The sequence below is a fragment of the Achromobacter mucicolens genome (assembly GCF_902859725.1).
In the GTDB taxonomy this organism is placed as follows: domain Bacteria; phylum Pseudomonadota; class Gammaproteobacteria; order Burkholderiales; family Burkholderiaceae_B; genus Achromobacter; species Achromobacter mucicolens.
Map to the genome: position 1 here is coordinate 169,492 of NZ_CADIJP010000009.1, position 20,704 is coordinate 190,195.

24 protein-coding genes are annotated in these 20,704 nt (G+C 66.3%); 17 read left to right on the top strand and 7 right to left on the bottom strand.

All coding sequences use genetic code 11. From position 1 onward, the window contains the following. Positions 1-32: 32 nt before the first annotated feature. Positions 33-578 carry a GbsR/MarR family transcriptional regulator gene (locus HV786_RS13575; protein ID WP_128829538.1) on the bottom strand — a complete coding sequence of 182 codons (546 nt, stop codon included), beginning with the start codon at positions 576-578 and terminating at the stop codon, positions 33-35. Between the two features lie 314 nt (positions 579-892). After that, on the bottom strand, positions 893-2,110 hold the full coding sequence (purT, locus tag HV786_RS13580) for a formate-dependent phosphoribosylglycinamide formyltransferase (RefSeq protein ID WP_128829539.1): 1,218 nt from the start codon (positions 2,108-2,110) through the stop codon (positions 893-895). A gap of 104 nt (positions 2,111-2,214) precedes the next feature. Here purT and HV786_RS13585 point away from each other — a divergent pair, with 104 nt between their 5' ends. The 9 genes from HV786_RS13585 (at position 2,215) to HV786_RS13625 (ending at position 9,687) form a co-directional block, all read left to right on the top strand. Next, a complete protein-coding gene (locus HV786_RS13585) occupies positions 2,215-3,204 on the top strand; it encodes a KpsF/GutQ family sugar-phosphate isomerase (protein WP_056319605.1) in 990 nt (329 codons plus the stop codon). Next, the gene (locus HV786_RS13590; protein ID WP_175211089.1) at positions 3,201-3,809 is read left to right on the top strand and encodes a KdsC family phosphatase; all 609 of its coding nucleotides are present in this window, start codon (positions 3,201-3,203) and stop codon (positions 3,807-3,809) included. The genes HV786_RS13585 and HV786_RS13590 overlap by 4 nt, the downstream gene beginning before the upstream one ends. 37 nt (positions 3,810-3,846) lie before the next feature. After that, the gene (lptC, locus tag HV786_RS13595; RefSeq protein WP_056319599.1) at positions 3,847-4,479 is read left to right on the top strand and encodes an LPS export ABC transporter periplasmic protein LptC; all 633 of its coding nucleotides are present in this window, start codon (positions 3,847-3,849) and stop codon (positions 4,477-4,479) included. Then, positions 4,476-5,099 carry a lipopolysaccharide transport periplasmic protein LptA gene (gene lptA, locus HV786_RS13600; protein ID WP_056319596.1) on the top strand — a complete coding sequence of 208 codons (624 nt, stop codon included), beginning with the start codon at positions 4,476-4,478 and terminating at the stop codon, positions 5,097-5,099. Before lptC ends, lptA begins: the two co-directional genes overlap by 4 nt. Before the next feature lie 33 nt (positions 5,100-5,132). Then, positions 5,133-5,927: an LPS export ABC transporter ATP-binding protein gene (gene lptB, locus HV786_RS13605; protein WP_128829541.1), complete on the top strand. Its 795-nt coding sequence runs from the start codon at positions 5,133-5,135 to the stop codon at positions 5,925-5,927. A 217-nt stretch (positions 5,928-6,144) separates the two neighbouring features. After that, complete coding sequence (gene hpf, locus HV786_RS13610) at positions 6,145-6,483, top strand: ribosome hibernation-promoting factor, HPF/YfiA family (RefSeq protein WP_056319592.1); 339 nt, start codon at positions 6,145-6,147, stop codon at positions 6,481-6,483. Between the two features lie 342 nt (positions 6,484-6,825). Continuing rightward, positions 6,826-7,281 (top strand): PTS sugar transporter subunit IIA, encoded by a 456-nt coding sequence (locus HV786_RS13615; RefSeq protein ID WP_056319588.1) that lies wholly within the window; start codon positions 6,826-6,828, stop codon positions 7,279-7,281. A gap of 20 nt (positions 7,282-7,301) precedes the next feature. After that, complete coding sequence (gene hprK, locus HV786_RS13620) at positions 7,302-8,228, top strand: HPr(Ser) kinase/phosphatase (protein WP_006216298.1); 927 nt, start codon at positions 7,302-7,304, stop codon at positions 8,226-8,228. 25 nt (positions 8,229-8,253) lie between these two features. After that, positions 8,254-9,687: an aminotransferase-like domain-containing protein gene (locus HV786_RS13625; protein WP_175211090.1), complete on the top strand. Its 1,434-nt coding sequence runs from the start codon at positions 8,254-8,256 to the stop codon at positions 9,685-9,687. Here the strand turns inward: HV786_RS13625 and HV786_RS13630 are convergent. Both HV786_RS13630 and HV786_RS13635 read right to left on the bottom strand, forming a co-directional pair. Continuing rightward, positions 9,684-10,967: a c-type cytochrome gene (locus HV786_RS13630; RefSeq protein ID WP_175211092.1), complete on the bottom strand. Its 1,284-nt coding sequence runs from the start codon at positions 10,965-10,967 to the stop codon at positions 9,684-9,686. The genes HV786_RS13625 and HV786_RS13630 overlap by 4 nt on opposite strands. Before the next feature lie 12 nt (positions 10,968-10,979). After that, entirely contained in the window at positions 10,980-11,738 is a 759-nt protein-coding gene (locus HV786_RS13635; RefSeq protein ID WP_175211094.1) for a c-type cytochrome, read from the bottom strand. 193 nt (positions 11,739-11,931) lie between these two features. Between HV786_RS13635 and rapZ the strand changes: the two genes are divergently transcribed. Continuing rightward, on the top strand, positions 11,932-12,804 hold the full coding sequence (rapZ, locus tag HV786_RS13640; RefSeq protein ID WP_063956154.1) for an RNase adapter RapZ: 873 nt from the start codon (positions 11,932-11,934) through the stop codon (positions 12,802-12,804). Next, positions 12,801-13,760 carry a septal ring lytic transglycosylase RlpA family protein gene (locus HV786_RS13645; RefSeq protein ID WP_175211096.1) on the top strand — a complete coding sequence of 320 codons (960 nt, stop codon included), beginning with the start codon at positions 12,801-12,803 and terminating at the stop codon, positions 13,758-13,760. Before rapZ ends, HV786_RS13645 begins: the two co-directional genes overlap by 4 nt. A gap of 58 nt (positions 13,761-13,818) precedes the next feature. Here the strand turns inward: HV786_RS13645 and HV786_RS13650 are convergent, their stop codons facing one another. Further along, positions 13,819-14,403, bottom strand: coding sequence for a methylated-DNA--[protein]-cysteine S-methyltransferase (locus HV786_RS13650; protein WP_152382891.1), 585 nt, complete (start codon positions 14,401-14,403; stop codon positions 13,819-13,821). Between the two features lie 3 nt (positions 14,404-14,406). Then, positions 14,407-15,342 carry a 16S rRNA (cytidine(1402)-2'-O)-methyltransferase gene (rsmI, locus tag HV786_RS13655; RefSeq protein ID WP_175211098.1) on the bottom strand — a complete coding sequence of 312 codons (936 nt, stop codon included), beginning with the start codon at positions 15,340-15,342 and terminating at the stop codon, positions 14,407-14,409. Between the two features lie 64 nt (positions 15,343-15,406). Here rsmI and HV786_RS13660 point away from each other — a divergent pair, with 64 nt between their 5' ends. The 4 genes from HV786_RS13660 (at position 15,407) to HV786_RS13675 (ending at position 17,800) form a co-directional block, all read left to right on the top strand. Beyond that, complete coding sequence (locus HV786_RS13660; RefSeq protein ID WP_056319574.1) at positions 15,407-15,886, top strand: YraN family protein; 480 nt, start codon at positions 15,407-15,409, stop codon at positions 15,884-15,886. Between the two features lie 86 nt (positions 15,887-15,972). Further along, positions 15,973-16,566, top strand: coding sequence for a phosphoheptose isomerase (locus tag HV786_RS13665; protein WP_056319572.1), 594 nt, complete (start codon positions 15,973-15,975; stop codon positions 16,564-16,566). Continuing rightward, positions 16,563-17,309, top strand: coding sequence for a BON domain-containing protein (locus HV786_RS13670; RefSeq protein WP_128829543.1), 747 nt, complete (start codon positions 16,563-16,565; stop codon positions 17,307-17,309). Before HV786_RS13665 ends, HV786_RS13670 begins: the two co-directional genes overlap by 4 nt. After that, entirely contained in the window at positions 17,306-17,800 is a 495-nt protein-coding gene (locus HV786_RS13675) for a peroxiredoxin family protein (protein WP_056319566.1), read from the top strand. The genes HV786_RS13670 and HV786_RS13675 overlap by 4 nt, the downstream gene beginning before the upstream one ends. Before the next feature lie 118 nt (positions 17,801-17,918). On the opposite strand, the gene HV786_RS13680 is transcribed toward HV786_RS13675, so the two are convergent. Further along, a complete protein-coding gene (locus tag HV786_RS13680; RefSeq protein WP_056319563.1) occupies positions 17,919-18,707 on the bottom strand; it encodes a MetQ/NlpA family ABC transporter substrate-binding protein in 789 nt (262 codons plus the stop codon). Between the two features lie 275 nt (positions 18,708-18,982). Here HV786_RS13680 and argB point away from each other — a divergent pair, with 275 nt between their 5' ends. Continuing rightward, complete coding sequence (argB, locus tag HV786_RS13685) at positions 18,983-19,885, top strand: acetylglutamate kinase (protein ID WP_013396740.1); 903 nt, start codon at positions 18,983-18,985, stop codon at positions 19,883-19,885. Positions 19,886-19,928: 43 nt separating this feature from the next. After that, a complete protein-coding gene (locus tag HV786_RS13690) occupies positions 19,929-20,675 on the top strand; it encodes a pyrimidine 5'-nucleotidase (RefSeq protein WP_056319764.1) in 747 nt (248 codons plus the stop codon). Positions 20,676-20,704: the final 29 nt, after the last annotated feature.

The window sequence follows — 20,704 nt, forward strand, 5'->3', positions numbered from 1 at the left end:
AGAGGTTTCCTGAAAAATCGAGGCGTGACGGGTCAACCCTTGCCCCGCAATTTGCCGGCGAATCCCAACACCTTCTGAACCTTGGAACCAAGCTTCATGAGGCTTTGCAGGGTTTCGGGCGGCAGCCGTTGAACCTCATCGAACCACCCCGTGGATAGTTCGATGAGCTCCAGCATTTCGGTCATTCGTTGTTGCGCGTAAGCCTCGTCGGGCCCGGACGGCGACTCCAGCAGCGTGTCGCGCAGGAGCGTGAGGGTGGGGTCGACTTCGCGCTTGCGCTTCTCTTCCATGAGGATGCGGAAGATTTCCCAGACGTCCTTCGGGGTCTCGAAGTAGTCGCGGCGGTCGCCCACCTGATGCATCAGCTTGACCAGGCGCCAGGACTGCAGCTCTTTCAGCCCGAGGCTGACGTTCGAGCGCGAAAAACCCAGGGCCTCGGCGATATCGTCGGCGTTCAGGGGCTCAGGCGCGAGAAACAGCAGGGCGTAGATCTGGCCGACGGTGCGGTTCACGCCCCAACGGCTGCCCATTTCACCAAAGTGCAGGACAAATCGTTCGATCTGGGGGGAAAGCGCCATGAGGATCAGCCAGTAACACAGTGAAGGGGCTGCACGACACATGCAGTTACTTCGATTTCAGAAATTTCTGAAATTATCGAACAAACGATGAGAAAGCGCAAACCACACTGCGCTCAGGGGCGAAGGCGCAACCGGGCGCCATTCAGGGCGCGGGCAGGCCAAATTAGCCGCCGAACGTGACAGCCATACAACACAAATCGGGGAACGGCGCTCAGCAAAAACGCCACCGGCCGGTGGGCGGGTGGCGTTGATGGGGGTGAAATATTGGGGGAACGGCGGGCGCTACCCGGCCAGGGTCACGCCAGGGCGGACGATCAGCCGGCCTTGACGGTCACGGCGGCCGACACGCGCTTGGCCTTGGCGCGGGCGGCGGCAACGTCTTCCGCCACGGCCAGCCCCACGCCCATGCGGCGTTTCACGAAGGATTCGGGCTTGCCGAAGAGGCGGATGTCCGTGCCGGGCTCGGCAAGCGCCTCGGCCACGCCATGGAACGACACCGCCCGGGCTTCCACGCCGCCATAGATGACGCTGCTGGCGCCCGGCTGGCGCAGGCTGGGGTCGACCGGCAGCCCCAGCAGCGCGCGCGCGTGCAGTTCGAACTCGTTCTGCACCTGGGTAATCATGGTGACCATGCCGGTGTCGTGAGGACGCGGGCTGACCTCGGAGAACCAGACCTGGTCGCCCGCCACGAAGAGCTCTACGCCGAAAATGCCCAGTCCGCCCAGCTCGGACGTGACGGCCAGCGCGATGTCGCGCGCACGCTGGAGCGCCGCCGGAGACATGGGGTGCGGTTGCCAGCTTTCAACGTAGTCGCCGTCCACCTGCTTGTGGCCGATGGGTTCGCAGTAGCGGGTCTCGACCTGGCCGTCGGCGCCGCGGGCCCGTACGGTCAGGAGCGTGATTTCGTAGTCGAAGCGGATGAACCCCTCGACGATGGCGCGGCCGCCCCCGACCCGTCCCCCTTCCTGGGCGTATCGCCAGGCGGAGGCCACGTCGTCGGCGCTCTTGATGACCGACTGGCCCTTGCCCGACGAGGACATGACCGGCTTGATGACACAGGGATAGCCGATGCCGCCATCGATGGCCTGACGCAGCTCGTCCTCGGTGTCGACAAAACGGTAGGGCGAGGTCGGCAGCCCCAACGTCTCGGCCGCGAGGCGGCGGATGCCTTCGCGATTCATGGTGAGTTGCGCCGCGCGGGCCGTCGGGGTGACCCGCGCCACGCCGGCCGCTTCCAGTTCCACCAGCAAGCTGGTGGCAATGGCCTCGATTTCGGGGACAATAACGTCCGGTTGCTCCGCTTCGATGACCTGCCGCAAGGCCTGCGGGTCGGTCATCGACACCACATGCGCCCGGTGCGCCACCTGATGACCCGGCGCGTCGGCATACCGATCCACTGCAATAACTTCGACGCCCAGGCGCTGCAGGGCGATGATGACCTCTTTGCCCAGTTCACCGGAACCCAGCAGCATGACGCGGGTGGCCAAGGGGGACAGTGGCGTGCCAAGGACGGGACTGGAAATGCTGGACATGGAGCGGGCCTGGAAGGAAAGTTTGAAAGCCGTTGAAAGACTCGCCAGCATGCCATACGCCCCTGCGCGGGGCAAACTAGCATACTGCGATTAAAATCCGCCCCATGAACGACCATCCCACCTCTTCGTCCGGCACCGCGCTGGCATCTGCGCGCAGAACGCTTCAGATTGAAAGCCAGGGGCTGCAAGACCTGTCCGCCCGGCTGGACGACAGCTTCACGCGCGTTGTCGACCTGCTGCTCGCCTGCCGCGGACGGGTGGTCGTCAGCGGCATCGGAAAAACGGGACACATCGCCCGCAAGATCGCCGCGACACTGGCCTCCACCGGCACGCCCGCCTTCTTCGTGCACGCGGCCGAGGCCGTCCACGGCGATCTGGGCATGATCACCCGCGACGACGTCCTCATCGCGATCTCCTATTCCGGCTCGGGCTCGGAATTGCTGACCATCCTGCCCGTCGTGCGCCGCATGGGCGCGGGGCTGGTCGCCATCACCGGCAATCCGCAATCCGAGCTGGCCCGGCAGGCCGACATCCACCTGGATGCCAGCGTGGCCCAGGAAGCCTGCCCGATGAACCTGGCGCCCACCGCCAGCACGACCGCCGCCCTGGCGCTGGGCGACGCCCTGGCCGTCGCCTGCCTGGAGGCCCGCGGTTTCGGGCCGCAGGACTTTGCCCGCTCGCACCCGGGCGGCGCGCTGGGCCGCCGCCTGCTTACCCACGTGCGCGACGTCATGCGCCAGGGAGACGCCCTGCCCATCGTCATGGCGGGCACCCCGGTGTCGCAGGCGCTGGAGGTCATGTCGGCCAAGGGCATGGGCATGACCGTCGTCACCGACGCGCAGCACCGCCCGCTGGGCATCTTCACCGACGGCGATCTGCGCCGTCTCATCGCGCGGCACGGCGATATCCGCAGCCTGACCGTCGAGGCGGGCATGACGCGCTCGCCGCGCAGCATCAATCCCGAGGCGCTGGCGGTCGAGGCCGCCCGGCAGATGGACGAACAACGGCTCAATCACATGCTGGTGTTGGACAATGACGGCGCGCTGGTCGGCGCATTGCACATGCACGATCTGATGGCCGCTAAAGTGGTATGACTATGAACCTTTCTGCTTCCGTGAATCACCCGGCCGAAGCGCTGGTGCTTGCCCGTATCCCCGCCGTCGTGCGCGAACGCGCCGCGGCCGTGCGGCTGATGGTTTTCGACGTGGACGGCGTGCTGACCGACGGCAGCCTCTATTACGGCGAAGGCGGCGAACTGCAAAAGCGCTTCCACGCGCTGGACGGCCACGGGCTGCGGCTGCTGATGGAAGGCGGCCTGAAAGTGGCGCTGATCACCGGACGTTCCGGCCCCATCGTCGCCCGCCGCGCCGCGGAACTGGGCATCGCCGAAGTCATCCAGGGCGTGCGCGACAAGGGCAGCGCCTTGACCGAACTTGCGCAGCGCTGCGGTGTCCAACTGAATCAAACCGGCTACATGGGCGATGACATCATCGACCTGCCGGCCTTGCAGCGCGCCGGCTTCGCGGCCAGCGTGCCCAACGCTCCCGGCTACGTCAGCCAGGCAGCCCACTGGGTTTCCACCCTGCCCGGCGGAAGCGGAGCCGTACGCGAATGCTGCGATCTCCTCTTGGCCTCGCAAGGCCGCCTGGGCGCGTTCCTGGCATCGCCAGGTCTGCTCGGCCCCGGAGCCATCCAGTGATCGCCCCGACAACGTATACGCCCTCGCGGCGCACCCGATGAAAGAACGTTTTCCCTCACTGATCGCGCTGTTCCTGCTGCTGGTGTTGGTCACCAGCTCGTGGTGGGCGGCCGATTACGCGCAGCGCGCCATCCAGGTGGACCCGCCGCGCCGCGTCACCCACGAAATGGACGCATGGTCGCGCGAATTCGTGATGCTGCGCACCGATCCCACGGGCAAGCCCATCAATCGCCTGGAAGGCGACTACATGGAGCACTTCCCCGACGACGATTCGTATCACGTCACCGCGCCGCGCGCGGTGGGCCAGCGCGAGACCAATCCGATCACGGTCGCGGTTTCAAAGACGGCCGTGATGGAACAGGGCGGCAAGCGGATCGTCATGCAGGGCGACGCCCACGTGCTGCGCCAGCCCGATGCCGAAAACGACATGCTGGACGTGCGCAGCCAGCAGCTCATCATCCTGCCCGATGACGACGTGGTCTTCACCGACCTGCCCGCCACGGTCCTGAAGGGCCGCTCGCGCATGCAGGGCACGGGCATGCACTACAACAACAAGACTCGCCAACTGCAGGTGTCGGCGTCAACCGACGTGGAAATTGCCGGTTCGGAAGGCAGGCAGCAGCGCCGCACCGAAATTCCTGCCAACAACTCTAACCAGAAAAAGCCATGACCGACCTTCGGACCCTCTTCGCCCCGACGACCCGCCTGATGGGCGCCGTGCTGTTGACGGCTTGCGCGTTTGCGCCGGCCCATGCCGCGGACCCGAAGGCGGCAACGCCGGCTGAAGAGCCCAGCACGCTGATCCTGTCGGACACGCTGCACTACGACGACGTGAAGAAACAAAGCGTGTTCACCGGCAACGTCAACATGACGCGCGGCCTGATGACGCTGACGTCCGACACGCTGCAGATGAACGAGGACGCGCAGGGCAACCAATACGGCACGGCCACCGCCAACAAGGGCAAGGTCGTCACCATCCGCCAGGAGCGCCCCGAGAACTTCGAACTCATCGAAGGCAAGGGCCTGCGCGCCGAATACGACGGCACCAACAGCACGTTCGACCTGATCGGCCAGGCTATCGTGACCCGCTACGTCTGTGGGAAACCGTTCGATACCATTCGCGGCGAACGGGTACGCTACAACGAGAAGTCCGGCACGTACGAAGCGCAAGGCGGCCCGAATTCCGCCGCGGCCGGTGGACGCGTGCGTTCCTTGGCCGAACCGCGCGCCAAGCTGGACGCCGCCGTCGCCGAATGCCGCAAGCAGCAGGCAGCCAAGAAAGGGCGCTGAAGCGCTTCCCATGCAACACCAATCGCAGCCACGATGAACCAACCTTCAGTGCCGACCCCCGTGACCTCCGCCCCTTCGGGCGTCAAGCAGGGCAGCCTGCGCGCAACCGGACTGCGCAAGACCTACAACGGCCGCACCGTGGTGCAGGATGTGTCCCTGTCCGTGGTCAGCGGCGAAGTCGTGGGCCTGCTGGGCCCCAACGGCGCCGGCAAGACCACCAGCTTCTACATGATCGTCGGCCTGGTGCCCGCGGACGCGGGCCGCATCGAAATCGACGGCGCCGTCATCACGGCGATGCCCATCCACAAGCGCGCGCGCATGGGCCTGTCGTACCTGCCGCAGGACGCTTCCGTGTTCCGCCGCCTGACGGTCGAACAGAACATCCGCGCCGTGCTGGAATTGCAGGTGGGTCCGGACGGCCGTCCGTTGTCGACGCCCAAGATCAATGAGCAGATGGAGTCGCTACTCGAAGAACTGCAGATCGGCCATATCCGCAGCAATGCCGCGATTTCGCTGTCGGGCGGCGAACGCCGCCGCGTGGAAATTGCGCGCGCGCTGGCGACCAGCCCGCGCTTCATCCTGCTGGACGAACCGTTTGCCGGCGTGGACCCGATCGCGGTCATCGAGATCCAGCGCATCGTGCGCTTCCTGAAGGGCCGCGGCATTGGCGTGCTGATCACCGACCATAACGTGCGCGAAACCCTGGGCATCTGCGACCGCGCCTACATCATCAGCGAAGGCAAGGTGCTGACCGACGGCCACCCCGAGGAAATCGTGGGCGACCCCGCCGTTCGCCGCGTGTATCTGGGCGAACACTTCCGGATGTAACCCCATGCTGAAAGACCCCGTAACGCCTCGGAAAGAAGGGCCATACGCCCTAGGGGTTCAGCCATAAAATTGCCATGAACTTGCGGTAGGTCAGCTTGTTTTATCGGCCCGAGTCTATACACTAGTACTAAACGAACCTGCTTATTGAAGGAGAACGCCTAACGACTTCACCGCGCCTTTTGCGCACCTTTTTCCTCTTTTAGAAGGAGAGCACACTATGAACCTGAGCATCTGCGGTCGTCACCTCGACGTCACCCCGGCCATCCGGGAATATGTCATGAACAAACTGGCGCGAGTGCTGCGGCATTTCGATCACGTCATCGATACCCAGGTCATGCTCTCAGTAGAGCCCCTGCGGCATAGAGCCGAAATCACCATGCGACTGAGCGGCAAGGACATTCATTGTGAAGCAACCGATGAAAACCTCTATGCAGCCATCGACCTTCTTGCTGACAAAGTCGACCGTCAGGTCATCAAGCACAAGGACAAGGTAAGAAGTCATTCAGCAGAGTCCGTGAAGCGGCAAGCGGCGACCCTCTCGCCACCCCAGCAGTAACGCGCTTCATGACCGCTCACCTGAGCGACTAGCCGTACAGGGATCCCAGGATCCTGCCTAAGTCCCGGTGTCCCGCTAGACCTTGTGTCCAGCCGGGGCATCGGCAAAGTCCCCTCCTCCCCCCCCTCGTGTTTCCTCCCGCTGGCGCCCAACGGCCGATTGGCGTTTTCCTGGGCTTTTGCCGGACGTGCGCCGCGCCGTGATGATCGCCACCCCCAGAATGCCCACAACGCGCCGCGATCAGACTATGCTGTCGCTCTTGTGCCCCGATCGCTTCCGGTCGTCCGAAACGTCCGGGGCGGTTGATTGTTGCAGTGCGTCATATAACCCTATAATGCCCTGATGAATCATTTGTCGCGCATCCTCCCCGCCGGCAACGTCGTGCTCGATATGCTCGCCACGAGCAAGAAACGTGCGTTCGAACAGGCCGGCCTGCTTTTTGAAAACAACAACGGCTTGGCACGCGCGCTCGTGTTCGACAGCCTTTTTGCCCGTGAGCGTCTGGGGTCAACCGCCCTCGGCCAGGGCGTGGCCGTGCCGCACGGCCGCGTGAAAGGTCTGGAACAAGCGCTGGCGGCATTCATCCGCCTTGCCCAGCCCATCACGTTCGACGCGCCCGACGGACAACCCGTGTCGATGCTGCTGTGCCTGCTGGTGCCCGAAACGGCTACGCAGCAGCACCTGGACATCCTGGCCGAACTCGCCCAGCTGATGTCCAACAAGGCATTGCGCGAGGCGCTGGCCACCGAGCCCGACCCGGCCATCGTGCACAGAATGCTCACGACCGGCCAACTCTGATCCCACGCGGAATCGCTGCCATGCTCACGGTGCAGGAACTCGTCGACGACAACGCCGACAAAATCCCTTTTAACTGGATCTCGGGCCAAGGCGCGGCGGACCGCGCGATTCCCGATGACGGCATGGCGGCCGCCGACCTGGTCGGCCACTTGAACCTGATCCACCCGTCTCGCATCCAGGTGTTTGGCCAGGAAGAGCTGGCGTATTACACGCGCTTCGACCTGCGCCGCCGCATGCACCACATGGACGAGCTGCTGATCGGCGGCGTGCCTGCGATTCTGCTGGCCGATGGCCTGACGCCGCCGCAAGACCTCGTCGACCAGTGCGACCAGCACCAGGTACCGCTGCTGTCCACGCCGGTCGCGGCCGCTCAACTGATCGACCTCTTGCGCATCTATCTGGGCAAGAAGCTGGCGCCCACCACCACGGTGCATGGCGTGTTCCTGGACGTGCTGGGGCTGGGCGTGCTGATCACGGGCGAATCGGGCCTGGGCAAGAGCGAACTGGCGCTGGAACTGATCTCGCGCGGCCACGGCCTCGTGGCCGACGATGCAGTCGAGTTCTCGCGCACCGCGCCCAACATGATCGAAGGCCACTGTCCGCAATTGCTGCAGAATCTGCTGGAAGTCCGCGGCCTGGGCCTGCTCGACATCCGCACCATCTTTGGCGAAACCTCGGTGCGCCGCAAGATGCGGCTCAAGCTCATCGTGCACCTGGTGCGCGCCACCGCGCAGGACAAATTCGAACGCCTGCCGCTGCAAGACATCACGCAGGACATGCTGGGACTGCCCGTGCGCAAGGTGATGCTGCAGGTGGCCGCGGGCCGCAACCTGGCCGTGCTGGTCGAGGCGGCCGTGCGCAACACCATCCTGAAATTGCGCGGCATCGACACGCTGGGCGAATTCATGGAACGCCAGGCCATGGCGATCCTCCAAAGCAGCAAATGAGCCCGCGTCGTCGCCCTGCGGCATCGTGAGCCTCTACGAGACTCTGGCCGACGAGATCGCCACGTCGATCGCAAGCGGCGTGCTGCGCGCCGGCGACAAGCTGCCCTCCGTGCGTGACGCGTGTGCCGCGCGCGGCGTTAGCCCCTCGACGGTGTTCCAGGCCTACTACCTGCTTGAAGCACGCGGTCTCATCCGCGCGCAGCCGCGCTCGGGCTACTACGTCAACGCCCCCGCCGAATCGCTGCCGCCCGAACCCGGCGCCTCATGCCCCGACGGTGAATCGACCGAACTGGCGATCAGCGAACGGATCTTCGACATCCTGGGCTCGGTGCGCAATCGCGACGTCACGCCGCTGGGCTCGGCCTTCCCCTCGCCGCTGCTCTTTCCGCTGCCGCGCTTGGCGCAGGCGATGGCCACGCATCTGAAGCGCCAGGACCCGCGCGACACCGTTGAAGACCTGGCGCCCGGCAATCCGCGCCTGCGCCGGCAGATCGCGCTGCGCTACCTGATCGGCGGCATCAATCTGCCCGCCGCCGACATCGTCGTCACGAATGGCGCGCTCGAAGCCCTGAATCTCTGCCTGCAGGCGGTCACGCAGCCCGGCGACACCGTCATGGTGGAAGCGCCGACGTTCTACGGCGCATTGCAGGCGCTGGAACGCCTTGGGCTGAAAGCGCTGGAAGTGCCCACGCATCCGCGCACCGGCATCGACCTGGACGCGATGCAGGCGGCCATCCTGCGCCACGCGCCGCGCGCCTGCTGGCTGATGACGCAATTCCAGAATCCGCTGGGCTGCCTGATGCCCGACGACAACAAGCGCCGGCTCGTCGAACTGCTTGCCCGGCACGACATTCCGCTGATCGAAGACGACGTCTACGGCGAGCTCTACTTCGGCGCGACGCGGCCGGTTCCCGCCAAGGCCTACGACACGCGCGGGCTGGTGCTGCACTGTTCGTCGTTTTCGAAATGCCTTGCGCCCGGCTATCGCATTGGCTGGGCCAGCGCCGGGCGCTACGCCCAGCAGGTGCAACGCCTGAAATTGTCATCCACGCTGTCGGCGTCCGGTCCCGCGCAGGGCGCGATTGCCGAATACCTGGAACAAGGCGGCTATGACCGCCATCTGCGCCGGCTGCGGCAGACCTTGCAGGCGCAGCAGGAGCGCATGGCCGACGCCATCGCGCAGGCCTTTCCCGCCGGCACGCGCGTGACGCGGCCGCAGGGCGGATTCTTCCTGTGGCTGGAACTGCCGGCCGCCGTGGATGCGCTGTCGCTGCACCGCCAGGCGCTGGCGCGCGGCATCAGCGTGGCGCCCGGCCCGATCTTCTCTGCCAGCGGCCAATTTGGCAGCGCGCTACGCCTGAACTACGGGCACCCGTGGGACGCAAGCACCGAAGCGGCGATCCGCACGCTGGGCGACCTGGCGCACGAGGCCTGCCGCGCGGCCACCGCCGGGCGCTAGTTCAACGTCGACGACGCCCGCGCGCGCTTGACCTCCAGGCCGCTCACCGCGCCTGCTTCGTTCCCCCAGCTGTTGCGGATGTAGGTCACCAGCATCGAGATGTCGTTGTCGTTGAGCACCTGGCCGAACGGCGGCATGCCGTGCGGACGCGGGTTTGCGGCCGTGGCCGGGGCGTAGCCGCCGTCGAGCACCATGCGGATGGCGTTCACGGGCGATGGCGCGGTCACCGTGGGATTGCCGGCCAGCGCGGGCCACGCCGTGCCGCTGCCTTTGCCGTCGGCCTGGTGGCATTGCGCGCATTGCTGGCGGTACAGCTTGCCGCCCAGTTCCATGGCCGCGGGCGCGGGGACGGCGGCGCGCGCATCGGTCGCGGGCGGCGTGGCGGGCAACGACTTCAGATAGGTGCCGATGGCCAGGGCGTCTTCGTCGGTCAGGTGCTGGGTGCTGCCCAGCACGACCTCGGCCATGGGTCCGCTGACGGTCGAATGCGCCGAAATGCCGGTCTTGAGCAGCGCGGCAATGTCCTGCGCGGACCAGCGCCCCATGCCGGTCTGCATGTCGTTCGTGAGCGGCGGCGCGTACCAATCCAGCACCGGAATCACGCCCCCCGCCAGCGCGTCGCGGGTGCGCGTGGCGCCCAGGCTGTTGCGCGGCGTATGGCAGGCCGCGCAATGCCCCAGCCCCTCGACCAGATACCGGCCGCGATTCCATTGGACCGACTGGCCGGGATCGGGCGCTTGCACGCCAGGCTTGAAGTACAGCGCGCGCCACGCCGCCAGCAGCGCGCGTTGGTCGTACGGGAAATTCATGTCGGGCGGACGGTTCGCCTGCTTGACGGGCGACACGCTGCGCAGATAGGCAAAGAGCGCGTCGGCGTCGCTGCGGTTGACCCGCGTGTACTCGGTGTACGGGAACGCCGGATACAGCAAGGTGCCGTCCTTCGATTTGCCGTTGTGCAGCGCCTGCCAGAAGTCGTCGGCCGTCCATGCGCCGATGCCGGTATCCGGATCGGGCGTGATGTTCGGACCGTAGACCGTGCCGAACGGCGTGGGAATGGGCGTGCCGCCTGCAAACGTCTTGCCCCCCTGGCTGGTGTGGCAGGCCATGCAGTTGCCGGCCAGCGCCAGATAGCGGCCGCGTTCGATCAGCGTGGCACCCTCGGCTGCCGCGGCCGTGGGCCCGGTGCTGGCATCGTCACGCGTGCCCAGCCAATACAACCCGCCGACGGCCGCCACAGCCACCAGCAACAGGACACCCAGAACTCTTTTCATCAGCGTCATTCGCGGCCCCGTTCAGCGTTGCGCCTGGCTGCCGCATTCCGCGGGCAGCCGGACCGAATTCGCGGCATCAGGCACGTAGGGCTCGACGACGGGCTGCGACGACAGCCAGGCCGCCAGGGCGCCGATGTCGGAGGGCGTGAGCTTGTGGGAGATGTCGGCCATGCAGTCCGGCGCGGCGGCGCGGCGCAGGCCGTTCTTCCAGCTGCCGATCTGCGCGCCGATGTAATCGCGTGGCAACCCCAGCAGGCCGGGAATCGCGGGCAGCATGCCGGAGAGCGCCGCGCCGTGACAGGACGCACAGGCCGGCAGGCCGCGCGCCGCGTCGCCATCGCGGGCGAGCTTGCGGCCGGCCTCGAGCGTGGCCGCGGACACGTCCGCGCGCACGGGCGCCGGATGCGGCACATGCTGGTCGGCAAAATACGCGGCCATTTCGCGCAGGTAGTCGTCGGGCAGTCCCGCCAGCAGATGCGTCATGGGCCGGTACTGCCGCCGGCCGTCGCGAAAATTGAGCAGCTGGTGGTAGAGATAGTCTTGCGGCTTGCCGGCCAGCCGCGGGTAGTAGCCATCGGCACCCGCCCTGCCCTGCGCGCCATGACAGGCCGTACAGGCCGCCACGCGCGCCGCCATGGTGTCGGGCTGCAAGACCGGCGGGTCGGGCTGCTGCGCCAGCGCGGGCGCGGACATAAACACAACAGCCGCCGCGGCCAAGGCCCTTGGGATCGTCCAAAACCGCAGCAGTGAAACACTACAAGAGGAAATGAGGGCTAACATCTAGGTCGAATTCCAAACCCCGAACCGAGACGGCGGGGCGCGTAAAGTGGAACTGCGATGGAACTGCGGAGTTTGCGGCCCCTAGCTTACGTCAGGGCACGCAGCAGGGAACAGAAGCAGTTCCTGAGTTTATGGCCATATCAGATGCTATCCCGCCGGCATCGTCCTGGAAAAGCGTGCCACAATCATGTCCATGTTGAAAGTCGTCCTCGTCACCGGCATTTCCGGCTCCGGCAAATCCGTCGCGCTGCGCATGCTCGAGGACGCAAGCTATACCTGCGTCGACAATCTTCCCGTTCGCTTCCTGACCGAGTTCATTGCCCAGGCGCGTGATGAGGGCATGGAGCGCGTGGCGGTCGCCATCGACGTGCGCTCGCCGGGCGAGCTTGCCGAACTGCCCGACGTGGTCACCGCGTTGCGCGCCATGGGCACCAGCCTGCGGGTCGTCTTCCTGGATGCCAACACGGCCACGCTGGTGCAGCGTTATTCCGAATCGCGCCGCCGCCATCCGCTGACCGACCGCCTGCAGCGCGGCGGCACCGCACCCTCGCTGACCGAGTGCATCGCCCTGGAAAGAGAACTGCTGGCGCCGCTGCGCGAGCAGGAACACGTCATCGACACCTCGGACCTGACGCCCGGCCAGCTTCGCGCCTGGATCCGCGACCTGATCAAGGCAGACCGCGCGCCGCTGGTGCTGACGTTCGAATCCTTCGCGTACAAGCGCGGCGTGCCGGGAGACGCGGACCTGGTGTTCGACGTGCGCTGCCTGCCCAATCCCCATTACGACCGCAATCTGCGCCCGCTGACCGGCCGCGACGAGCCCGTGGCCACGTGGCTCGCGGGATACGAGCAGGTGGGTCTGATGATCGACGACATTGCGGGCTTCCTGAAGCGCTGGCTTCCGCTGTACACGCAGGACACCCGCAACTACCTGACCGTGGCCATCGGCTGTACCGGCGGCCAGCACCGCTCGGTCTACGTGGTGGAACAGCTGGCGCTGCGCTTTGCCGATCACGACCCGCTCCTGGTGCGCCACCGCACGCAACTGCCCGACGAAACCGCATGACGCTTTCCCGCCCCTTACATCTCATTTTCGTGCTGCTGCTGGCGATCGCCGTGGCAGGCTGCTCCACCAGCGGCGGACGCAAGAAGGGCGGTTACTACAAGGACGACGGGCCGGATGCCAATCCGCCGTCGAACCTGGACCAGATTCCAGACGCCGTGCCCAAGCTGGAACCCTACGCCAGCGGGGCAAACCGGCCCTATGTCGTATTCGGCCAGCGCTACGTGCCGGACACGAGCGGACAGCCCTACAAAAAGCGCGGCATCGCGTCGTGGTACGGCAAGAAGTTTCATGGCAACTCCACGTCGATCGGCGAGACCTACGACATGTATGCCATGACGGCCGCGCACACGACGCTGCCGATTCCCAGCTATGCGCGGGTGACCAGCCTGGTCAACGGCAAGACGATCATCGTGCGGGTGAACGACCGCGGCCCCTTCCACAGCGACCGCATCATGGACCTGTCATACGTGGCCGCCTACAAGCTGGGCATCATCGGCCCGGGTAGCGGCCAGGTGGTCGTGGAAGCGATCCAGGCCGAAGAGATCCGCCGGCTGGCCTCGCAAGGCGCGCCCGCGGCCCCCGCGCCGGAGCCGGAATCGGCCACGGGCTCAACGCCCGTAATGGCGCCCGTGGCCGCCACGCCCGTGGCGCTGACGCCTGAGCCCCTGGCGCCAGCCACGCCCAGCCCCGCACCGATGCGTCCGGCGTCCGGCGTGGCCGGCGGCAGCGTCTACCTGCAGGTGGGCGCGTTCAGCCAGCCCGCCAATGCGCAGTCGCTGGTCAGCCGCATCAACACGCAACTGGGCGCCGAAGGCGCGCCTGCGGCGACGGTGGAACAGACCAACAATCTTTACCGGGTGCGGATCGGTCCGTATCCCGACCGCCAGAGCGCGCTCAATGCCGTGCCGCTCGTGTCGGACCGCATCGGCATCCTGCCGACCATCGCGTCGCAATAACGCATCGCGGTAATTGGCCAAGTCAGCGCCCAAATAAGCGGCCGGGCGCCGGGCTTGCCTACCAGGACAGCTCTGCCTGCCCGTCGCAGACCCGGCGGGCGCGCGCGCTGCGGCTGAGATAGCGATTGCCCTCGTGGGCCAGCAGCGCCTGCTTGCGGGGCAACCCGCCGCCAAAACCCGTCAGCGACGTGTCCGCGCCGATCACGCGGTGGCACGGAATGATGATGCTGATGGGATTGCGGCCCACGGCGCCGCCCACCGCCTGCGCGCCCTTGGGCCGGTCCACGGCGCGGGCAAGCTCGCCGTAGCTGGTGAGCACGCCGAATTCCAGCGCGCACAGCGCATGCCAGACCTGATGCTGAAACGTCGTTCCCACGGGGTCGAGCGTCACGTCGAACACGCGCCGCTCGCCGGCGAACCACTCGTCCAGTTCGCGCCGCGCCTGCTCCAGGAAGGGGTCGTTGCCGGACAGCGTCCAGCCTTCCGGCGACGGCAGCAGCGCCTGATCGGTGAACCATGCGCCGCGCAACCCCTTGGGACTGGCGACCAGGCGCATCTCGCCCAGCGGCGTCGGCATGTCGCGATAGGTCAGCCGCTCGTTCGGGTCGGCCGGTTTGTTGGACACGAGCGTCGAATACGCCATGGATTATTCCTGCGTCTTCTTGCGCGCCAGGGCGCGGTTGTACAGGACGTCGCGAGGCTGGCCGGTCACCTTGGCGGCGACGCGCGCGGCATCGCGCACGGACAGCGATTCCAGCAAGGCGTCCAGCAGAACGTCGTGGGCCGGGTCCGCGTCCTCGTCAGCGGCCGCTTCGGGCTCGGCATGGACGATCAGCACGAACTCGCCCTGTTCACGATGCGGATCCGCGGCCAGCCAGGCCGACGCCTCGCTCAGCCGGAAAGTGCCGATCTCTTCGAAACGCTTGGTCAGCTCGCGCGCCACGGTCAGTTCGCGGTCGGGGCCGCACACCTCGAGCAGGTCGGCAAAGGTGGCCGCCAGCCGGTGCGGCGACTCGAACATCACGACGGGCGCGGGCAATGCGCACCACTGGCGCAGCCAGCGCTGACGGGCCACGGCCTTCGGTGGCGCAAAGCCCGCGAAGGCGTAGGCGGGGTTCTCGTCCGTGGTGACGCCGCTGCCCATCAGCGCAGCGATCACGGCGCTGGGGCCGGGCACCGGCACCACGGCGTAGCCGGCGGCGCGCACCGCCCGGACCACCCGCGCGCCGGGGTCGCTGACCGCGGGCGCACCGGCGTCGGACACCAGCGCCACGCGCTGGCCTTGCGCCAGGCGCTCGCAGATGGCCTGCGCCGCGGCGGCCTCGTTGTGGCGGTGCGCCGCCATGAGCGGCGTGCCCACGCCCCAGGCATCGAGCAGCGTGCGGCTGGCGCGCGTGTCTTCGGCAGCAATCACGTCAGCCCGCTGCAGGGCGTGCCAGGCACGCAGGCCCAGGTCGCCCAGATTGCCGATGGGCGTGGCCACGACATACAGCGTCGAGGCGGGCCAATGCTGGCCGGCCACGCGTTCCGACACGCGGGACCAGGCATCGCCGGCAACGGGAGGTGAGACGTTTTGATTCATTGCAGCCTGCAGACTCGGAAAACCATGTCAGTGTAGCCGCCTATGCCCGCTGCCTTTGGAATCCATGACGGACGACACCCTGCGCCTGGCCTGCGAACTTGCCCTGGCCGCCCGCCGCCGCGCCGCCAAACGTCGGCGGCGCACCGGACGCACGCCGGCCGACCGTCCGCCCCCGCGCCGCTCGCCCACGCAGCGACGCGGCGATCATCATGAAGCGGCAGCGCTGCGCCTGCTGCTGGCGCACGGCCTGACGCTGCTGGCGCGCAACCTGGCCTGCCGCGCCGGTGAAATCGATCTGGCCATGCGCGACGGCAACACGCTCGTCTTCGTGGAGGTCCGGGCGCGCGCCAACCGCCGGTTCGGCGGGGCCGCCGCCAGCATCGGCCGGGAAAAGCAGGCGCGGCTGGCGCGGGCGGCGGCGCTGTGGCTGCCCGAACTGGCCCGCCGCCACTGGCAAGGAGCGCCCCCGCCCGCACGTTTCGACGCGGTGGTTTTCGACGACGGCGAGCCGGCCTGGCTGCGCGGCGCTTTCTGGCTGCCCTGATCCGGCTGGCGCAGTCCGGCGCCGGCCCTCGGCGATCGTTGCGCGTGGACAGAACCGCGGCCCGGCCCCGTGAGATAATCGCGCCCATGGATATGACCTCTCGTATGACGTCGCACTTTCGCGACGCCATGGCCGCTCACGAACAAAGCATGAACGTCCTGGCCGAGCCGCTGGCCGTGGCCGTGGACGTGCTGTTCGGCGCCCTGGCGAACAACGGCAAGATTCTGGCTTGCGGCAATGGCGGCTCGGCCGCCGACGCGCAACATTTCATCGCCGAGCTGGTGGGCCGCTTCGAACGCGAACGCCTGCCGCTCGCGGGCATCGCGCTCAATACCGACACCTCCATCCTCACGGCGGTCGGCAACGACTACGGCTTTGACGAAGTCTTTGAACGGCAGGTCAACGCCTTCGGGCAGGCCGGCGACGTGCTCGTGGCCATTTCCACCAGCGGCAATTCGCCCAACGTGGTCCGCGCCATGGAAGCCGCCAGCGCACGCGAAATGCACGTCCTGGCCCTGACCGGCAAGGGCGGCGGCGTCATGGGGGAACTCATTACCCCGATGGACGTCCATCTATGTGTTCCCAGCGATCGCACCATGCGCATCCAGGAAGTCCATATTCTGCTGCTGCACGCGCTGTGCGACGGCATCGACGCTCTTCTGCTTGGAGACACCGAATGATTCTTGACGTCAGACCCGCAGTCCGCCCGCTGATGCTTGCCGCCGCGCTGTCCACCGCGGCGCTTTCGCTGACGGCCTGCGCGCCTTTGATCGTGGGCGGCGCCGCCGCCACCACGGCGGTGGTCGTCACCGACCGCCGCACGTCCGGCGTCCAGCTCGAAGACCAGAACATGGCGTTCAAGGCGCAGAACCTGATCTCCCAGAAGCTGGGCGATACCGCACGCGTCAATGCCATGGCCTACGGCGGCCACCTTCTGCTGACGGGCGATGTGCCCTCCGAAGAAGCCAAGAACCAGGCCACCACCATTGCCCAGGGCGTGGAAAACGTAAAGCAGGTCATCAACCAGCTGAACGTCGGACCCATCGCCTCGTTTGGCCAGCGCTCCAACGACACCTGGCTGACCTCCAAGGTCAAGACCGCCCTGCTCAATACCAAGTACGTACCCTCGGGCACCATCGCCGTCACGACCGACCGCGGCGTCGTCTACCTGATGGGCAAGGTCACGCAAGCCGAAGGCGACTATGCCGCCAACGCCACCGCCGACGTCGGCGGCGTGACCAAGGTGGTCAAGCTCTTTGAAACCATCAGCCGCGAAGAGGCGATCCGCCTGTCGGGAAGCGGCTCCAAACCCGCCACCACCGAAAGCAAGGCGCCCATCGAAAGCGGCACCGGTCCGGCCACTGACAACGCGGCGGGCACCGGCGGCACGAGCAGCGGCGTCGAGGCAATGCCCATCAAATGAAAAAAGCCATCGTAGCCCTCGCAGTCCTGGTCGCGGTCGGCATTGGCGCGTGGTTCGCCATGCGCCCGGCCCAGACCGCCCCCGACGTTACCTTCACCACGCTGGAAGGCAAGACGTTCTCGATGCAGGACCTGCGCGGCAAGGTCGTGCTGGTCAAATTCTGGGCGACCAGCTGCGTCACGTGCGTCAAGCAAATGCCCGACACGATCTCCGCCTACAACGAGTATGCGGACAAGGGGTATGAGGCCATTGCGGTCGCCATGAACTACGACCCGCCCAACTTCGTGCTGAACTTCGCCGAGACCCGCAAGCTGCCGTTTCCCGTTGCGCTGGACACCAAGGGCGACATCGCCCGCGCCTTCGGCGACATCCGCCTGACGCCCACGGCGTTCCTCATCGACAAAGAGGGCCGCATCATCAAGCGTTATCTGGGCGAATACGACAAGGCCGAATTCCACGCCACCGTGGAAAAGGCGCTGGCCGCCGGCTGATCCGCCCACGCAAGCAGCCCCAAAACAAAACGCCGCCCGCAAAATAACGGGCGGCGTTTTGCTTGGGGCATGCCGATGGGCGGGAGCGGGCGGCTCGCGGCCACCCGCGCGCCGTGCATCAGAAGGCGGGAACCACCGCGCCCTTGTACTTTTCCTGGATGAAGGTCTTGACCTCCGGCGAGTGCAGCGCGTCGACCAGCTTCTTGATTCCCGGGGCGTCCTTGTTGTCGCTGCGGGTGACCAGCACGTTGGCGTAGGGAGAATCGGCGCCTTCGATGAACAGGGCGTCCTTGGTCGGCACGAGGCCGGCTTCCAGCGCGTAGTTGGTGTTGATCAGCGCCAGGTCCACGTCGTCCAGCGCACGCGGCAGCATGGCCGCTTCCAGTTCGCGGAACTTCAGCTTCTTGGGGTTTTCGACAACATCCGCGGCCGTGGCCAGGATGTTGGCCGGATCCTTGAGCTTGATGACGCCCTGCTTTTGCAGCAGCACCAGTGCGCGGCCGCCATTGGACGGATCATTGGGGATGGCGACCGTGGCGCCGTCCTTCAGGTCCGACAGGCTCTTGATCTTCTTGGAGTAGCCGCCGAAGGGCTCGACATGGACCAGCGCCACCGGCACGAGTGTCGCCTTGCGGTCCTTGTTGAAGCTATCCAGGTACGGCTTGTGCTGGAAGAAGTTGGCGTCCAGCTGCTTGTCCGCCAGTTGCAGGTTGGGCTGCACGTAGTCGCTGAACACCTTGATGTCGAGCTCCACGCCTTCCTTGGCCAGCTTGGGCTTGACCACTTCAAGGATCTCGGCGTGCGGAACCTGCGTGGCGCCAACGACCACCTTTTCTGCATGGGCTGCATTGGCGGCAACCAGCAGGACCGACGCTGCCAGGGCGGAACGGACGAAGTTCAAACGCATGTCTTGCCTCTTTTATGGATGAAAAACGGGGATAGATGTCCCCGCAGGTTCGGGCGAGCCCCCTTTTGCGGGGCCAGCCGTTGTGAAAACGCCCCCAATTTACCTGAATGCCGGTTATTTGTCGGGCATAAGGACATGGCTTTCCAGCATAAGAAACCTGAGGGGACTACAATCCGTCGTATGCTTGCGCTAGCCGCGTTCCAACCGCGTTCTTGTGCAGGCATTTTTTTAACGCCCGCTAACTTACCTGTTATTTATTTGCCGACTTAGCTGCCATGACCGACACCCCCGACCCTGCTGCCGTTTCGTCTCCCGCCGTCAAAGCCGCCGTGCTGTCCGAGGCTCTGCCGTATATCCGACGATTTCACGGCAAGACCATCGTGGTCAAGTACGGCGGCAACGCCATGACGGAAGAGCGATTGCAGCGCAGCTTCGCGCACGATGTCGTGCTGCTCAAGCTGGTGGGTCTGAACCCGGTGGTGGTCCACGGCGGTGGTCCGCAGATCGATGACGCCCTGCGCCGCATTGGCAAGCAAGGCACCTTCATCCAGGGCATGCGCGTCACCGACGCCGAGACCATGGAAGTCGTGGAATGGGTGCTGGGCGGCCAGGTCCAGCAGGACATCGTCATGATGATCAACGAGGTCGGCGGCAAGGCCGTGGGCCTGACCGGCAAGGACGGCGGCCTGATCCAGGCCCAGAAGAAACTGATGGCCAACAAGGACAACCCGTCCGAGCCCATCGACATCGGCTTCGTGGGCGACATCACCATGGTCGAACCGGCCGTCGTGAAGGCCCTGCAGGACGACCAGTTCATTCCCGTCATCTCGCCCATCGGCTATGGCGAAGACGGCACGGCGTACAACATCAATGCCGACGTGGTCGCCGGCAAGATGGCCGAAGTGCTGGGCGCCGAAAAGCTGCTGATGCTGACCAACACCCCCGGGGTGCTGGACAAGGGCGGCAAGCTGCTGCGCAGCCTGTCCGCCCAGACCATCGACGAGCTCTTTGCCGACGGCACGATCTCCGGCGGCATGCTGCCCAAGATCTCGTCCGCGCTGGACGCAGCCAAGAACGGCGTGAACTCGGTGCACATCGTCGACGGCCGCGTGCCGCACTGCCTGCTTCTTGAAATCCTGACCGACCAAGGCGTCGGCACGATGATCAGCTCGCACTGATGCAGCCCGATTCCGCAGCACTGCGCGCCGTGAGCCTCTCATGATGCAAGCGCGTCGCCAGCTGCTGCGGCCCGCGGTCCGCATGCGCCGGTCGCGCGGGATCGCCACGGGCGCGCCCGAGCGCCTGTGGCTCTTCGACCTGGACAACACGCTCCACGACACCTCGCACGCCATCTTCTCCAAGATCGATCACGGCATGACGATGGCGGTGGCCGAGGCGCTCAATGTGGACGTGGATGCCGCCAACCTGGTGCGGTCGCAGTACTGGAAACGCTACGGCGCCACCATGATCGGCATGGTGCGGCACCACGGCGTCAATGCGCATGAATTCCTGCATCGCAGCCATGACTTCGACGTCGCGCCGCTGATGCGGTCGGAGAAGGCGCTTGCCGACAAGCTGCGCCGCCTGCCCGGCCGCAAGGTGCTGCTTACCAACGCGCCGCTGCACTATGCGCGGTCCGTCCTGTCGCACCTGGGAATCCTGCGCCAGTTCGACAGCCTGTGGGCCATCGAGCACATGCGGCTGCATGGCCAATACCGCCCCAAGCCTTCCGCGGCGCTGCTGCGTTACGTGCTGGCGCGCGAAGGCGTTCCCGCCCACCGCGCCGTGCTCGTGGAAGACACGCTCGCCAACCTGCGGGGCGCCCGCGTGGCGGGCTTAAAGACGGTCCACGTCTACCACCCCGGCACGCCCTTCGGCCGCGGACGCTCGCACCGCCCGGCCTACGTCGACTTGCGGGTAAACTGCGTCAGTGATTTGTTGTTACGCCGACGCCCCCTGCGGGCCTGACGGCGCGCTCCACTCCCCCTCCACCCGTC

Excerpts from the sequence above, each read along its gene's own strand:
- HV786_RS13645 (WP_175211096.1), top strand. The coding sequence starts at position 12,801 with ATGACGCTTTCCCGCCCCTTACATCTCATTTTCGTGCTGCTGCTGGCG.
- HV786_RS13660 (WP_056319574.1), top strand. The coding sequence starts at position 15,407 with ATGACGGACGACACCCTGCGCCTGGCCTGCGAACTTGCCCTGGCCGCC.
- HV786_RS13615 (WP_056319588.1), top strand. The coding sequence starts at position 6,826 with ATGAATCATTTGTCGCGCATCCTCCCCGCCGGCAACGTCGTGCTCGAT.
- rapZ (WP_063956154.1), top strand. The coding sequence starts at position 11,932 with ATGTTGAAAGTCGTCCTCGTCACCGGCATTTCCGGCTCCGGCAAATCC.
- HV786_RS13590 (WP_175211089.1), top strand. The coding sequence starts at position 3,201 with ATGACTATGAACCTTTCTGCTTCCGTGAATCACCCGGCCGAAGCGCTG.
- HV786_RS13575 (WP_128829538.1), bottom strand. The coding sequence starts at position 578 with ATGGCGCTTTCCCCCCAGATCGAACGATTTGTCCTGCACTTTGGTGAA.
- hprK (WP_006216298.1), top strand. The coding sequence starts at position 7,302 with ATGCTCACGGTGCAGGAACTCGTCGACGACAACGCCGACAAAATCCCT.
- HV786_RS13680 (WP_056319563.1), bottom strand. The coding sequence starts at position 18,707 with ATGCGTTTGAACTTCGTCCGTTCCGCCCTGGCAGCGTCGGTCCTGCTG.
- HV786_RS13670 (WP_128829543.1), top strand. The coding sequence starts at position 16,563 with ATGATTCTTGACGTCAGACCCGCAGTCCGCCCGCTGATGCTTGCCGCC.
- argB (WP_013396740.1), top strand. The coding sequence starts at position 18,983 with ATGACCGACACCCCCGACCCTGCTGCCGTTTCGTCTCCCGCCGTCAAA.
- lptC (WP_056319599.1), top strand. The coding sequence starts at position 3,847 with ATGAAAGAACGTTTTCCCTCACTGATCGCGCTGTTCCTGCTGCTGGTG.
- HV786_RS13675 (WP_056319566.1), top strand. The coding sequence starts at position 17,306 with ATGAAAAAAGCCATCGTAGCCCTCGCAGTCCTGGTCGCGGTCGGCATT.
- HV786_RS13665 (WP_056319572.1), top strand. The coding sequence starts at position 15,973 with ATGGATATGACCTCTCGTATGACGTCGCACTTTCGCGACGCCATGGCC.
- lptA (WP_056319596.1), top strand. The coding sequence starts at position 4,476 with ATGACCGACCTTCGGACCCTCTTCGCCCCGACGACCCGCCTGATGGGC.
- HV786_RS13635 (WP_175211094.1), bottom strand. The coding sequence starts at position 11,738 with ATGTTAGCCCTCATTTCCTCTTGTAGTGTTTCACTGCTGCGGTTTTGG.
- purT (WP_128829539.1), bottom strand. The coding sequence starts at position 2,110 with ATGTCCAGCATTTCCAGTCCCGTCCTTGGCACGCCACTGTCCCCCTTG.
- HV786_RS13585 (WP_056319605.1), top strand. The coding sequence starts at position 2,215 with ATGAACGACCATCCCACCTCTTCGTCCGGCACCGCGCTGGCATCTGCG.
- hpf (WP_056319592.1), top strand. The coding sequence starts at position 6,145 with ATGAACCTGAGCATCTGCGGTCGTCACCTCGACGTCACCCCGGCCATC.
- rsmI (WP_175211098.1), bottom strand. The coding sequence starts at position 15,342 with ATGAATCAAAACGTCTCACCTCCCGTTGCCGGCGATGCCTGGTCCCGC.
- HV786_RS13630 (WP_175211092.1), bottom strand. The coding sequence starts at position 10,967 with ATGACGCTGATGAAAAGAGTTCTGGGTGTCCTGTTGCTGGTGGCTGTG.
- HV786_RS13690 (WP_056319764.1), top strand. The coding sequence starts at position 19,929 with ATGCAAGCGCGTCGCCAGCTGCTGCGGCCCGCGGTCCGCATGCGCCGG.
- lptB (WP_128829541.1), top strand. The coding sequence starts at position 5,133 with ATGAACCAACCTTCAGTGCCGACCCCCGTGACCTCCGCCCCTTCGGGC.
- HV786_RS13650 (WP_152382891.1), bottom strand. The coding sequence starts at position 14,403 with ATGGCGTATTCGACGCTCGTGTCCAACAAACCGGCCGACCCGAACGAG.